Source organism: Bacillus sp. Medicinal_06, assembly GCF_056711665.1.
Genome location: NZ_JBWYHD010000008.1, coordinates 40,804 through 54,932 on the forward strand (window position 1 = coordinate 40,804; position 14,129 = coordinate 54,932).

The window sequence follows — 14,129 nt, forward strand, 5'->3', positions numbered from 1 at the left end:
AAACAAACCATAAAATGTAATAAACTTTTAACTTTTAATAACTGTTTTTCATACAAATCTTACAAAAACATAGATTCGTATATTAGAAATAACAGATTACACGACATTAAAAGCATTGTCAAATCCTGTAGGAACCATGCTGATACAAAATTAGTCTTTTTACAGTTTATGACAACCTACTACAAAGTATTTAAATCCAAATTAAAAAACTGACATATCAAGCTTTTACGGACAGTTCATCTCCCATCTAACTTCTTTGCTTTCATTGAATTTTGATGTGGGAGTATTAATACGGATAAAAAATTTGTCGTCTTCCTTTTATTTACTTTGAATTTTCAGAATAGTATAATATTAAGCGTATCATGTATTATACTATTCGTTACGAACAGGATGAATCGATACTACAAATATACCCTAACTTCGGAAGAATAACAGGAGGGATTGCACATGTTCTGACTGAAACAGGATATTCATTCTAATTTCTCATTACTAATACAAAAGGGGTGCAATCATGTTTATTGTTACAAAACTTATCCATATTAAATTTGGTTATGAAGAAAAAATTATTCGTTCTTTACAAGAATACTATCCAAACTCTGGTGCATACGGATTTATTAATCTAGAATTTTCTCGTATGAAGCGTACTGAATATGGCAACGAGTATATGATTCGTATATTATGGAAAACACAACAAGATTATCATGAGTGGATTTCTCGAAAACAAGAAACTACAACTATGCCATGGAAACAACAATTCCAAAGTTATATTCTCTCGTCAAAATCCAATGCTATACATGTTAAATATCCGCACTAAAAAAGCCTTCTGCAACATTGCAGTAAGGCTCTTACCCATTCCCCTTACCTATCGAAACAATTCGGCCTCTAAAAAATAAAATTTGATTTTACATTTTATTAAGGCTATAATAAAAACCGAATTTTTTCGAAAGGAGCCACATTTTGACAGCTTATTTATTTCCTATTAAAACAGCATTTATTCTATTTCCCCTTTTAGCAATGATTCTATTGATTCCATTTTTAATATTTAATTACAGGAAATATGGCTATTTAAATAAATGGCGTTCATTTATTTTATACTCTTTGCTTCTTTATTTGCTAAACGCTTATTTTCTTGTTATCTTACCGCTGCCACAAACTTATGATACATGTAGTCTGCAGCCTGCTAATACACAGCACGTTCAGCTTGTGCCATTTTATTTCATTCAAGAAATTAGCAACCATACAGCAGCGATATTAGCAAAGCCTGCTACCTATTTCTACTTATTAAAAGAATCTGCCTTTTTACAAGTTGTATTCAACGCACTGTTAACGATTCCATTTGGCATATATTTACGTTACTATTTCCGTCTTGGCTTTTTACAAACAATCTTCTTTTCCCTTTGTCTCTCACTATTTTTTGAAGTGACACAAGTAACTGGATTGTACGGTATATATAATTGTGCGTATCGTTTATTTGATGTTGATGATCTATTTTTAAATACACTAGGAGGGGCAGTTGGTTATTTTATTGCACCAATATTCACGTACTTCCTTCCTAAATCAAATGAATTAGATGCACATGTCGATTTAGCTACGAAACCAGTCGGATTTATTCGTCGTCTTATCGCACTGCAAATTGATTGGATTTTCTTATCCATTGTTGTACCAGCTATAAAAAATAAAGGGAATTCTATTTTCATTTCTAGTATCCAGTCTTATACGAATCTATATGAGCTTATTTTTATCATATGTGCGGTCTTCATTTATTTCATCTTCATTCCGTATTTAACGAACGGAAAAACAATTGGTAAAGCACTTCTACGTATTCAAATAAAAGGGAAAAGTGAACGAATTACCATTAAGGAATTATGCATTCGTTACGGCCTGTTCTATTTTGTTTTAGGTGGAATGAACTATATTCTCTCTAGTAGTTCCATATTGAATCAAGCTCATCCATTAATTATGTTCATTATATTACTGTTTATGTTCTCAATTAATGGTCTCTTCATTCTACATGTCTTATTACATGTATTTAGTCGAGATAAATTATTATTTTATGAGCATATAAGCCATACAAGAAATGCAATTACACTCAAAAAAGCTGACAAATAATTGTCAGCTTTTTTCATGAATAGAAAACATTTTTGCCAAATACGGATTTAAAAATAACGCCGTTGGATCTATTTTCTTTCTAACTTCCAAGAAAGAATGTAACTTAGGATAAATGGCTTGCAACTGTTCATATCGCATTGCATGCATTTTTCCCCAATGTGGACGTCCTTCATACTTTTGAAAAATATGTTCTATTGCTGTAAAGTATGCAGCATACTTCATTCCTTTATACATATGAACGGCAATATATGCTGAATCTCTTCCATACGTAGGGCTTAGCCATATATCATCTCCCCTTACATAGCGGCATTCAATTGGAAAATGAACTTGGAATTTCTTCCTTTCAATAAGGTTGTAAATTTCCTGGACTACATCTTTCATATACTGTGCTGGGACACTATACTCCATTTCATAAAAACGAACATTACGAGACGTAGCAAATATTTGATAACTAGGACCAATTGTTTTCGTATTCGGCACTGCCTTTGCTGATAGTCTACTAACTCCTTTACTTATAGAAGGTATGAACTTACATCCTTTAGACAATAATGAAAAAGCTATATTTTCAAGTAGTTCTGTCTTGAACTTATGCCACTTTAAATCCATACCTTTCACTGTCGTTTCATCTGTAATCTTCACTTGAACATCGTCTGAATATGGAAACACAAAAAATTCAAAATGACGATGTTTTTTATATTCTTCCAGTCTGTTCATAACAGTAGAAAACGATTCCTTTTTGCTTTCATAGATAAGCGAATAAGCTGGGATGACTTTTAATTTGACTTTTACAATAATTCCAAGCATACCAAGTGATAACTGAAATGCTTTCCAAAATTCAGGATGCTCTTTCTCAGAACAAACAATAATTTCACCTGTAGCAAGAACAGCGGTAATTTCCACTACCTGTGTCGCTAAACTCCCAAATGTAATGCCCGTTCCATGCGTTCCTGTACTAATAGCTCCTGCAATAGATTGCGAATCGATATCGCCTAAGTTTTCCTGCGCATATCCTTTATCTTCTAGTAATTTCCCTAAGTTATACAACTTTGTTCCAGCCCATACTTCCACTATGAATGATTGTGCATCTACATCTACAATCCCTTGTAGCTCATCTAGAGACATTAGAATTTCCTCTGTTTGAACAAGAGGTGTAAATGAATGTCCTGATCCAACAACTCGAATACTCTTTCCCTGTTCCTTTGCGAACTTCACTACTTCCGTTACGTCTTCTATACTTTTGGGATACATCATATATTGCGGAGTCCCTTCTACATTCCCTGTCCAATTTCTCCATTTCTGCCCTTTTATAGAAAGCATTGACCATCCCCCCGGTATGTTGAATACTCTCCTATAACTTTGTTACCTACAATACGATGCAGCGATGAAAAACGTTCGCATAGTTCTCCCGCTTTACTGTGTCGAAATAACATGACATCTCCAACGGTTAGATATTCTGAACCATTATAAAAAACGGGTGTTTGCACTTCTCCAGCTCCTTCTAAAGCTAACAACTTTGCCCCACTTGGCTCCCAAATTTCAGGTTGTTTGTCTTTCCCAACTGATCCTGAAGCAATATATCCACCACCTAGGCAAGTATATATATGAAAGTCTGGCTGTCTAACAATCGATAACGCAAAGCCAACAGCTGGTTCAAAACGAATATCTTTATAATAATCAAAGAGCTTAGGAGAGTAGAAAGCAGAACCGATTGTAATCTCTGTAACACATTCATCTTGCATTGTCGTTTTTATACTTCCTGTACCGCCTCCATTTACAAAGCGAAGCATAATTTCTTTCCCTTCTATTTCCTTCACAATATCTTGTCTTCTTTTTACTATTTCCCATGCTGATTTTCTTTTCAAATAGGAAACGACTTTATTTTTAAACCCTTGCTTTGGTACATCGTCCCCAACTCCCGCAATCTGTGCCTCATATCCCATTACACCATCTATTTGTAAAACGGAAGATTGCATTGCTTTTTCAATAACTTTTAAAACATCAGTAGTAGTACGTATCGGAGAACGTCTAACACCAAAATGAAATTGAAAAAAACGGCTACTCATATCGATATCAACACAAATTCGAAAACGTCCACCTGTTTCTATTGCAATTTTTTCTAAATAACTAATATGTTCGATGCAATCTACCATACAAGTGATTATAAATCCTTGTTTTGTAAGCAAACTAATTTCTTGCAGTGCTTGTTCATCATATACAGGGTATCCAAGCAACAAATCATTAAATCCTTGTTTTATTAAAAATGGTACTTCTCGTGGTGAAAAACACATAATGCCTTGAAAACAACTATTAGAAGATAAAATTTTCTTCATCACTGGAACAGATCGTAACGATTTACTAGCAATACGAACTTTTTTCCCTCTACATAATTGAACAATGGATTGAATATTTTTTTCTAACGCTTCTTCATCAAGAAATGCACATGGTAAGGGAACCTTTTGAAATATGTTACGCTCCACACTTTCCTCTCCCCTTCTATATATGTCTTATATATATTGGAAGAAAACTGATATTCTCCTGTATCTAAATTAAAAAAGTTTCTTCTTTACGAAGAAACTTCCTCACTATTTTATAGCAATTACTACCTCTACTATGTGTGTATGTTTGTAAATCAGAAATTAACAATCATTCTAGCGATTCCCATATGTATCAAACCAAAGCTGAATATATCCAGCTGTGACACGCTGCGCTTCTACTAAACGTTTTCCTGTTGCTGGTGTAACTTCTGCACGCCATTTATCAGCATATTCTTGCGATACAGCCGCCCAAACGAACCAATCTTTTGTAGTATCATTTACAATTCCATCATAATCTTGCTTAGCAGCTACAGCTGCTCCATGAATCCAATCTTCAGGATTTTTTCCTTTCCAATTCCAATATCCATTTCCATCAGCCACTTTATAATTATCTTTAATTGTATCTACAAAGTTTTCATATTTAGAGTGGAATCCTTGTGGATAAGAAAGATTTGTAAAGTTTGCTGCATGCATTGGTTGATTGACATCCCCTAAGTAATGAAGCGACAAACCTAAATAAAAGAATGCTTGTTTCATATCTTGTTTTTGATACGCTTCACCAGCAAGTTTAAAATATTTAGCTCCTGTTTCTTTTGCTTGCTTAGCAAAAGGAATATATGTCTTCCCTGTATCAGGATCATAGAAATGAGAAGCAAATGTACTATTATCATAGTAAGGGTTTTCATAATCAGCAGCATAAATACCATTCTCTAATTCTGTACGCCATTCATTTAATAGCACTACTTGATCTTGTTGTACAATCGTTGTGTTACGGGACATGATATCAATTGCACGATTAACAATCCATAAATGAGAGTTTACACCCTCTGTATGCTTATCTTCCGCAGACCAATATTGAATTGCCCTTACCTGCTTTCCGCCCTCATTTTCATGAGCAAATGCTACACTTTGTAATGGCGCCATTAATGTAATCGCTGCTGCTAAAGCTAATACTTTCTTTTTCATATGAAACCTCCGTTTATTATTCATTTACTTTAAATGTGTAATTTACATCATATGATTAACCTATGATTAGAATATCCCACCTTTCTACTAATTTGTATTGAGAAAATACATTATGAAAATTTTCATATCATTATAATTTTATGGGTGATATGCTTCATTTGCATTTTAGTAAACGAATATTAATCTTCTGCAAAGAAACAACTAAAATATTGTAAAAAAATAAAGCAATCCGGATTACACCTGATTGCTTTTACTCTTTTTTTCGCCCTGATAATATACTTGGCAATTGAACATTTACCGCTAGCTTATGAATAAATCCAAACACTAAACCAATTCCAATGAAAATATAGAATATCGTAAAGATTTTCCCAAAGTCTGTTTGCGGGCTAAAATCTCCATAGCCAACTGTCGTTAATGTAACGACGCTAAAATACAATGCATCAATCGTACGTAATCCCTCTACCGTGCTGTAGAAAATAGTTCCTGATATTAACGTTAGAATGGTTAACACAAATAACACTTGAAATTCTTTATCTTTCCAGGCTCTTAAACAAGCTGTTAGCATTCGTTTTAAAGTTAATAAAAATGAAAGCATGCGACTCCCCCTTCATACTCAAGCTAATTCTTCAAAGGAAAGTCTATCACCTTTCTATGCGTAAAAAAAGTAGCCTCCTTCTATTTCTAGAAAAAGACTACTTTCTTCTATATTATATATTATTTAGGTGAAACAAGAATCTTCACTTGATTTTTATCTTTTACAAGCGCTTCAAATCCTTCTTCGACAACTTGATCCACTGTAATTTTTTTCGTAATTAATTTCTCTGCTTGAATTTGACCAGAGCTAATTAATTTAATAACAGATGGGAAAATGTGACGGTATCCAAGAATACCAACAAGTTCTTTTTCTTTTAATACTAAGTTGTTCGGAGTGATTTTTGCGTCTTTTTCCCATACGCTGACAATTACTGTTTGACCTTCAAAGCTTGTACTTTCAATTGCTTGACGCAGTACAACTTCAACACCTGTTACTTCGAAGCTAACATTTACACCTAAACCGTTTGTTAAGTTACGGATTTCTGCTAATACATCTTGCTCTGCTGGATTTAATACATAATCAGCACCTGCTAATTTTGCTAACTCTTGACGTTCCTTAGAAAGTTCAACTGCAATAACAGGTGTTGCACCTGCAGCTTTCGCAGCTTGGATAACAAGAAGTCCGATTGGGCCACAGCCAAATACAGCCACAGCTTCTCCTTCTTTTAATTTACTTTGACGCACTGCATGAACTGCAACTGCTGCTGGTTCTACAAGTGCACCTTGTTCATAAGTCATTTCATCTGGGATATGGTGAACCATATCTGCTGGTACTACAGTATATTCAGAGAAGCCACCGCCATCTCCACCAAGACCGTGGAAAACAAGTTGTTCACAAACGTTATAATGGCCGTGTTTACAAGCTTCACATTTACCACAAGAATAAATAGGTTCTACAACAACGCGATCCCCTACTTTATGAGTTGTAACGCCTTCACCGATTTCAACAACTTCACCACTAAATTCATGACCTAAAATGACAGGTGCTTTCACATGTGTTAGTGGATGTTCTTCTGTTGGAATAAAAATAGGTCCTGCTAAATATTCATGTAAATCTGTTCCACAAATACCACACCATTTAACCTTGATTTTTACTGCTCCTGGTCGTACAGTTGGTTCTGGAACTTCTTCTACTCTTACATCACGTTGATTATGCCAAAGTAATGCTTTCATTTTATGCATCCCTCTCTATGTATATATACTTAACCTGGTGAAGTTTACCATTCTATTATAGTACTAATATCCATATATTTCAAAACATCAATCTGAGTTTCACCAAATTTTAACAAGAAAAGTTCATTTTTCTGTCACTTTGTGCTTTTTTTCCACATCTGTTAATTCAATTTCATTGCAGGAGAAATTCGCATTATGCCATAATAGCAGAGGAGAGGTGAACATCACTTGAAATATTTCATTTATTTTATTGTTATCGTAGCGTTTTTAGATACATTTTCACAATTACCAATTATGAGTACTTACGCGCAAAGCCTCGGAGGAACACCTCTTATTATCGGTCTTGTTGTCGGAATGTACTCGTTTGCCAATATGATCGGCAATATTGTCGCAGGTGCATCTGTTGATAAGTTTGGAGCAAAGAAAGTACTTTATATAAGTATGGCCCTTACGAGTTTCATAGTATTATTGTATACCGTTGTTCAGAGCGGCGAACAATTACTTATCGTTCGTTTTTTACACGGATTTAGTGATGGCTTCTTAATCCCTGCAGCCTTTACTTTCCTATCTAAGCAAACAAAATCTACAAAACAAGGAAAAGCAATGGCACTATCCGGTGCTGCTGTCGGAACAGCCGCTATCGTTGGTCCTGCTTTCAGTGGAATTATGAAAGCAACTGCAGGCGTTGAATGGGTCTTTATTACGATTTCGATTTTAATGGTACTCGGTACAATCGTTTCCCTTTTCTTGTTACCAAACAATGTAACTAGAAAAGATACTTCACGAACTCAAATGATGAACAAAGAAGATATGATAGGATTACTAAAATCCGAACCATTATTACAAGCATATATTGGCGCTTTTACATTGATGTTTTCACAAGGAATCGTCACATATATGTTGCCCGTAAAAGTAGAAGCATTAGCGCTTAAAGCATCTACAACAGGCATGATGCTAAGTGTATTTGGAATTACTGCTATCCTCTTCTTCTTGCTACCGACAAATCGTATTTATGACCGCTTTGACCGTTCAAAAATGATGCTAATCGGTATTGCAGTCATGGCACTTGCCTTATCATTACTTGGCATCTTTACAACAAAAGGGATGCTCTTTATTGTGATGATGATTTATGGAATTGGATTCGCCATCCTCTTCCCATCTATTAATGCTTTACTCGTTGAAAATACAACTGAAGATAAACGCGGGAAGGCATTCGGATTATTTTACGCATTCTTCTCATTAGGCGTTGTTGCAGGATCTTTTACAGTGGGGGCAATCGGGGCATCACCGAGCGTAAGCTTTGTAATTGGAACCGCATTCTTACTCACATTTGCTTCTATGATTTATGTAAGAGGAAAAGTGAAAAAAACAATGATGGGTTAAATGCCATCATTGTTTTTTATTTTCAGGTAAATTTTTTACCGAAAGCACTTTGTATCAAGAACATATACTGTAACATGTCCATCTCGGATATCTGTTAATGTGATATTATAGGATCCAGCATTTTTTTAACTGAAACACCATCTCTCAATTAATATGATTTTTGTAAACCATTATCATATTTAACAAACATCTCATCGTTTGTTATGCTCTATTCCTCTACTTCTATCACTTGTGTCCCAGCAATAAGGTCATGAATTGCTCTTCTATCCTCACGTAACCCTACCATAAATACACTTATAATAAAGCCAATTCCTAATGTAAGTATATATACAATTATAGCTAGCAAATAACGCTTACATGTAGTCCATAATGTAATCTTTTCCCCATCTATACGAATAATTTGGATTTCTATCACTCTCTTCCCTATTGTAAACTCTAGCCATATAGCAGGTACAATCAGGAAATATAAAAAGTTTAAAGTATTGACTATCATTTCCGTATGAGACTTGGATACATCTAAACTTAAAAACATAATATACATAGGAACAATCAGTAACCCATCAACAATACAAGCTAAGAATCTCTTCCAAAACCCTGCAGGTTCCTTTTCATACATATTGCTCCCACTCCTTTTAAAACAATCTCCTCTTTATAAGTCAATGTTTTCTGTATGTTTAATTTTAAATATAGCCGACCTTATATCTATACGCAATGTCCCTTTCATCATTTCCAATAGAATTTGGGTAACCCTTGCATATATCTCGACAATTTCCTTGGAAATATTTCTTTTCCCTACAGTATTTGATAAGGTTTTGTTTTTGAAATCGTTATAACATGGTATTAGGTGATTTTGACGCTTGAAAATTCTAAATATTGGTTTTACAGTTAAATCATATGAAAAATGCATCATATAACATAATTGCAACCGTAAGTTGACAAAGTGCATTTCTCATATGATAGAACAGAAAGCAATGTTTATATACAATTTAGTTATCAAAACAAAGGGGGTTATACATATGGCTTTTGGTGAGAAACTTTTTAAGTTAAGAAAAGAAAAAGGCCTTTCTCAAGAGGATTTAGCTGAAAAATTAAACACCTCAAGGCAAGCGATTAGTAAGTGGGAAAATGGTCAAGGGTTTCCTGAAACTGAAAAACTTTTAGTAGAAAATGAAGAACATAATAATCGCTTAAGTTTTAAAATTCGAAAAAAAGTGAGAGAAAAGATGAATCATCTTTAATCGATTTATCCCTCCATAAACTTTTCTATATAACAAAAAATCACAACTCAAACAAGTGAGTTGTGATTTTTAATTATTTATTTTCCTTGTGTTTTCTCCCAATCCGCTAAGAATTTCTCAATTCCTTGATCTGTTAACGGATGTTTTACTAATGCTCCGATTACATTCGCTGGAATTGTTGCGATATGTGCACCGTTTAATGCTGCATCAGTTACGTGAACGCTATGACGTACAGATGCTGCGATAATTTCTGTTTTAATGTCGTGAATTACAAAGATGTCAGCGATTTGGCGAATTAGATCCATACCATTATGACCGATATCATCTAAGCGGCCTAAGAATGGAGATACGTATGTTGCACCAGCGCGCGCTGCAAGTAATGCTTGTACTGCTGAGAACACTAACGTAACGTTTGTACGGATTCCTAGATCAGAGAATGCTTTTACTGCTTTTAACCCTTCTTTTGTCATTGGTACTTTAACAACAACGTTTGGAGCGATTTTTGCTAATTCTTTTCCTTCTTCAATCATTTTATCTGCTTCTAAGCTGATTACTTCTGCACTAACAGGTCCTTCTACAACGCTGCAAATTTCACGAATACGTTCATGGAAGTCTACGCCTTCTTTTGCTACAAGTGATGGGTTTGTTGTTACACCTGCTAATACTCCTAAATCATTTGCCTCTTTAATTTCATCAATGTTTGCTGTATCAATAAAAAATTTCATTTGTTATTCTTCCTTCCTAATTTTCATTTTATATTTATTTTTTCTTAATAAGCTCTAATTCAATCGGAATGAATTTTTCCACTTTTTTACCTTGGTTCACCTGTTTTGCTGTCTCCATCGCCTTCTCTCCGATTAACTCTGGTTTTTGAGCAATCGTTGCTGCCATACGCCCATCATTAACTGCCTTCACAGCATCATCAGTTGCATCAAATCCAACAACCACAACATCTGTTTTTCCAGCAGATTTTAATGCCTCAAGCGCACCTAATGCCATTTCATCATTATGAGCAAATACTGCTTTAATATCATTATTTGCCTGTAATATGTTTTCCATAACTGATAATCCTTTGGCACGGTCAAAGTCAGCAGCTTGCTTTGCAACGACTTTTAATCCTTTGTCAGCTACGTTATGGAATCCTTTCCCGCGCTCACGAGCAGCAGAAGATCCAGGAATCCCTTCTAGCTCAGCGACATTTGCCCCTTCACCAACAAGTTCACGAATGTAGTCACCAGCCATTTGGCCACCTTCTACATTATTTGATGCAATGTGTGAAACAACTTTTCCTGAGTTTGCAACGCGATCCACTGTAATAACAGGGATGTTTGCTGCATTCGCTGCACTTACAGCTGAAGCAACCGCATCTGAATCTGTTGGATTAATAACAACTACATCAACGCCTTTTTGAATTAAATCCTCGACATCGTTCGTTTGTTTCGCTGCATCATTTTGAGCATCAACAGCAATCAATTCAATGCCACTATCTTTCGCTTTCTTTTCTGCACCTTTTTTCAACGTAACGAAAAATGGATTATTTAAGGTGGAAACAGAAAATCCAACTTTAATAGTTTTATTTCGACCTTTATCGCTAGAATCCTTTGCCCATTCTGGTGGTTCCATTGAACAACCAGCAGTGATTATCATGATAAGTGCAACGAGCGCAAGTAACCATTTTTTCATGAATTGTCCCTCCATTATGCTTCTTTTCGACGATCAATTAATACAGCCAGTAAGATAACAAGTCCTTTTACAACTTGTTGGAAGAAAGAAGATACACCTAATAAATTTAGACCGTTATTTAATACACCGATAATCAGTACACCAATGAATGTGCCGACAATCCAACCTCTTCCACCCGAAAGGCTTGTTCCTCCTAATACAACTGCAGCAATTGCGTCTAGTTCATAAGAAGTACCAGCAGTTGGCTGTGCAGAATCTAAACGTGATGTTAACACAATGCCTGCAAGCGCTGCCAATATTCCAGAAAGACCATAAATCATTACTTTTATTCGCGTTACGTTAATACCTGATAATGCCGCTGCTTCTTCATTTCCACCAATTGCAAAAGTACGGCGTCCAAATGTCGTTTTCTTTAGAATAAAGTACAGAACTGCGAAAGCGATCATCATCGTTACAGCTGGTACTGGAATACCAATGAAGTAACCACGACCGAACATTTGAAACATTAAATGGTCGCCAAGGCCAGTGATCGGACGTCCATCCATATAAACGAGCGTAAGGCCACGAAAAATGGTCATTGTTGCTAATGTCGCAATAAATGGTGCCACTTTTCCTTTCGCAATGATGATACCGTTTACAATCCCCATTACAAGACCAGCCAATAATCCAACTGCCATTGCAAGGAATGGATCCATGCCACTTGCCATCATTCCAGCAACAAGTGCACTTGATAATGCTAAAATAGAACCTACTGATAAGTCAATACCCCCTGTTAAAATAACGAAGGTCATTCCAAATGCGATTAGTGCATTAATCGATACTTGACGTAAAATATTAAACAAGTTTGGAATTTCAATAAATGCTGGATTTAGTGCTGTAATGACTACAATGATAAGCGCTAATCCAATTAAAGAACCAAGTTGTTGCAAAACATTCCCCTTTTTAGCCATAACTTATTCTCCCCCTGTAGCTAATGCCATAATGGACTCTTGTGTTGCTTTACCTTTCTCTAAAATGCCGCCTACTTTTCCTTCATGAATAACAAGAACACGATCGCTCATTCCTAATACTTCAGGTAGTTCGGATGAAACCATAATAACGGCATCGCCTTGATTTGTAAGCTTGTTCATAATTGAGTAAATTTCTTTTTTCGCTCCAACATCGACGCCACGCGTTGGTTCATCTAAAATTAACAACTGCGGCTGGATTCCTAGCCATTTTGCAATGACGACCTTTTGTTGATTTCCACCAGAAAGTGATTTGACAGGCTGTTCCCCATTTGCCGCCTTTACATTCAGAAGCTTCATCATATCCCTTGTAAACTGCTCTTCCGTTCCTTTATCCATTACACTACCTTTTGAAAGACTTTCTAAGTTTGGTAATGCTAAATTTTCACGAATAGAAAAGTCTAATACAAGCCCTTCTGATTTTCTATCTTCAGTGATAAAAGCAATTCGTTGCCTTATTGCATCAATTGGACTGTCAATTTTCACCTCTTGTCCATTCATAAATATTTGCCCTGAATCTAATGGTTCATAGCCAAAAATCGCTTTCATAATATCTGTGCGACCAGCTCCCATTAATCCAGCGACACCGAGAATTTCACCTTTTCTCACTTGAAACGAAATATTTTCAAACTTTCCTTTTTTCGTGCCGTTACGCATTTCAAAAATAACTTCGCCAATCTTAGCATCTCGCTCTGGATAACGTTCACCAATACTACGGCCAACCATCATGCTTACCACTTCATCAAATGACGTTTCAGGAATTAACCGTGTTCCCACATATTCTCCATCACGTAAAATAGTAATAGCGTCGCAGATTGAAAAAATTTCTTCCATGCGATGTGAAATATAAACAAAAGACACGCCTTCTTTGCGTAATTTATTTATAACTGTAAAGAGCGTTTCAATTTCACGATCCGTCAATGCTGCGGTAGGCTCGTCCATAATAATAACGCTTGCATTTGTCATTAACGCCTTACCAATTTCTATAATTTGCTGTTGCCCAACTGATAATTCCCCAGCAAGCATAGCCCCTTTTACATGTAGCCCAAGACTTGCTAATTGCTCTTGCGCAATAGCATTCATTTGACGCGTACGCAGGATACCTGTTTTTCCGTACATAAGCTCTTTTCCAAGAAACATATTTTCAGCTACTGTTAAATTCGGTAATATGTTTAGTTCTTGATGAATAAAAGCAATTCCGTACTCTTCTGCTTCTTTCGCGTTTTTAAAAGTTCGGTCTTGCCCATCAATCGTGACTTGACCACCATCTCTTGTATATACACCTGTTAAAATTTTCATGAGCGTTGATTTACCGGCTCCATTTTCCCCCATCAGTGCATGAACTTCTCCTGTTTCAATGCTAAACTGTGCATGTTTCAAAACAGGATTGCCATTGAACGCTTTCGAAATGTTTTTCATTTCAATTCGCATTCTCATCACAT

General features: G+C 35.6%; 13 protein-coding genes and 1 pseudogene. 4 read left to right on the forward strand and 10 right to left on the reverse strand.

Annotated features, from left to right (window positions below):
• Positions 1-511 precede the first annotated feature (511 nt).
• Positions 512-814: an antibiotic biosynthesis monooxygenase family protein gene (locus AC1M36_RS19630; protein ID WP_336453002.1), complete on the forward strand. Its 303-nt coding sequence runs from the start codon at positions 512-514 to the stop codon at positions 812-814.
• A 143-nt stretch (positions 815-957) separates the two neighbouring features.
• Positions 958-2,109, forward strand: a complete 1,152-nt coding sequence (locus tag AC1M36_RS19635; RefSeq protein WP_336453001.1) for a VanZ family protein — start codon at positions 958-960, stop codon at positions 2,107-2,109.
• Positions 2,110-2,112: 3 nt separating this feature from the next.
• On the opposite strand, the gene AC1M36_RS19640 is transcribed toward AC1M36_RS19635, so the two are convergent.
• The 5 genes from AC1M36_RS19640 to bdhA all read right to left on the reverse strand — a co-directional run bounded on the left by AC1M36_RS19640 (position 2,113) and on the right by bdhA (position 7,376).
• Positions 2,113-3,426 carry a D-arabinono-1,4-lactone oxidase gene (locus AC1M36_RS19640; RefSeq protein ID WP_336453000.1) on the reverse strand — a complete coding sequence of 438 codons (1,314 nt, stop codon included), beginning with the start codon at positions 3,424-3,426 and terminating at the stop codon, positions 2,113-2,115.
• Positions 3,414-4,586: an amino acid deaminase/aldolase gene (locus AC1M36_RS19645; RefSeq protein ID WP_336452999.1), complete on the reverse strand. Its 1,173-nt coding sequence runs from the start codon at positions 4,584-4,586 to the stop codon at positions 3,414-3,416. Before AC1M36_RS19645 ends, AC1M36_RS19640 begins: the two co-directional genes overlap by 13 nt.
• A 171-nt stretch (positions 4,587-4,757) precedes the next feature.
• Positions 4,758-5,609 (reverse strand): phospholipase CerA, encoded by an 852-nt coding sequence (cerA, locus tag AC1M36_RS19650; protein ID WP_336452998.1) that lies wholly within the window; start codon positions 5,607-5,609, stop codon positions 4,758-4,760.
• A 250-nt stretch (positions 5,610-5,859) separates the two neighbouring features.
• Entirely contained in the window at positions 5,860-6,204 is a 345-nt protein-coding gene (locus AC1M36_RS19655; RefSeq protein WP_479846121.1) for a potassium channel family protein, read from the reverse strand.
• A gap of 119 nt (positions 6,205-6,323) precedes the next feature.
• Entirely contained in the window at positions 6,324-7,376 is a 1,053-nt protein-coding gene (bdhA, locus tag AC1M36_RS19660) for a (R,R)-butanediol dehydrogenase (protein ID WP_336452996.1), read from the reverse strand.
• 228 nt (positions 7,377-7,604) lie between these two features.
• Between bdhA and AC1M36_RS19665 the strand changes: the two genes are divergently transcribed.
• Positions 7,605-8,759: an MFS transporter gene (locus AC1M36_RS19665; protein WP_479846122.1), complete on the forward strand. Its 1,155-nt coding sequence runs from the start codon at positions 7,605-7,607 to the stop codon at positions 8,757-8,759.
• 208 nt (positions 8,760-8,967) lie between these two features.
• Here the strand turns inward: AC1M36_RS19665 and AC1M36_RS19670 are convergent, their stop codons facing one another.
• Complete coding sequence (locus AC1M36_RS19670; RefSeq protein ID WP_336452994.1) at positions 8,968-9,375, reverse strand: RDD family protein; 408 nt, start codon at positions 9,373-9,375, stop codon at positions 8,968-8,970.
• A 400-nt stretch (positions 9,376-9,775) separates the two neighbouring features.
• Between AC1M36_RS19670 and AC1M36_RS19675 the strand changes: the two are divergent.
• A pseudogene (locus AC1M36_RS19675) lies at positions 9,776-9,979 on the forward strand (helix-turn-helix domain-containing protein); the annotation flags it as partial.
• Positions 9,980-10,074: 95 nt separating this feature from the next.
• On the opposite strand, the gene fsa reads toward AC1M36_RS19675, so the two are convergent.
• From fsa to AC1M36_RS19695, 4 genes are read right to left on the reverse strand one after another with little or no spacing between them, the layout of a single operon-like run.
• Complete coding sequence (gene fsa, locus AC1M36_RS19680; protein ID WP_174100274.1) at positions 10,075-10,722, reverse strand: fructose-6-phosphate aldolase; 648 nt, start codon at positions 10,720-10,722, stop codon at positions 10,075-10,077.
• A 34-nt stretch (positions 10,723-10,756) separates the two neighbouring features.
• The gene (gene rbsB / locus AC1M36_RS19685) at positions 10,757-11,680 is read right to left on the reverse strand and encodes a ribose ABC transporter substrate-binding protein RbsB (protein ID WP_336452993.1); all 924 of its coding nucleotides are present in this window, start codon (positions 11,678-11,680) and stop codon (positions 10,757-10,759) included.
• 14 nt (positions 11,681-11,694) lie between these two features.
• Positions 11,695-12,630 carry an ABC transporter permease subunit gene (locus AC1M36_RS19690; RefSeq protein ID WP_479846123.1) on the reverse strand — a complete coding sequence of 312 codons (936 nt, stop codon included), beginning with the start codon at positions 12,628-12,630 and terminating at the stop codon, positions 11,695-11,697.
• Positions 12,631-12,633: 3 nt separating this feature from the next.
• Entirely contained in the window at positions 12,634-14,118 is a 1,485-nt protein-coding gene (locus AC1M36_RS19695; protein ID WP_479846124.1) for a sugar ABC transporter ATP-binding protein, read from the reverse strand.
• Between the last annotated feature and the right edge of the window lie 11 nt (positions 14,119-14,129).

Coding starts and splice junctions, on each gene's coding strand:
- fsa (WP_174100274.1), bottom strand. CDS start 10,722: ATGAAATTTTTTATTGATACAGCAAACATTGATGAAATTAAAGAGGCA.
- AC1M36_RS19670 (WP_336452994.1), bottom strand. CDS start 9,375: ATGTATGAAAAGGAACCTGCAGGGTTTTGGAAGAGATTCTTAGCTTGT.
- cerA (WP_336452998.1), bottom strand. CDS start 5,609: ATGAAAAAGAAAGTATTAGCTTTAGCAGCAGCGATTACATTAATGGCG.
- bdhA (WP_336452996.1), bottom strand. CDS start 7,376: ATGAAAGCATTACTTTGGCATAATCAACGTGATGTAAGAGTAGAAGAA.
- AC1M36_RS19655 (WP_479846121.1), bottom strand. CDS start 6,204: ATGCTTTCATTTTTATTAACTTTAAAACGAATGCTAACAGCTTGTTTA.
- rbsB (WP_336452993.1), bottom strand. CDS start 11,680: ATGAAAAAATGGTTACTTGCGCTCGTTGCACTTATCATGATAATCACT.
- AC1M36_RS19690 (WP_479846123.1), bottom strand. CDS start 12,630: ATGGCTAAAAAGGGGAATGTTTTGCAACAACTTGGTTCTTTAATTGGA.
- AC1M36_RS19640 (WP_336453000.1), bottom strand. CDS start 3,426: ATGCTTTCTATAAAAGGGCAGAAATGGAGAAATTGGACAGGGAATGTA.
- AC1M36_RS19630 (WP_336453002.1), top strand. CDS start 512: ATGTTTATTGTTACAAAACTTATCCATATTAAATTTGGTTATGAAGAA.
- AC1M36_RS19695 (WP_479846124.1), bottom strand. CDS start 14,118: ATGCGAATTGAAATGAAAAACATTTCGAAAGCGTTCAATGGCAATCCT.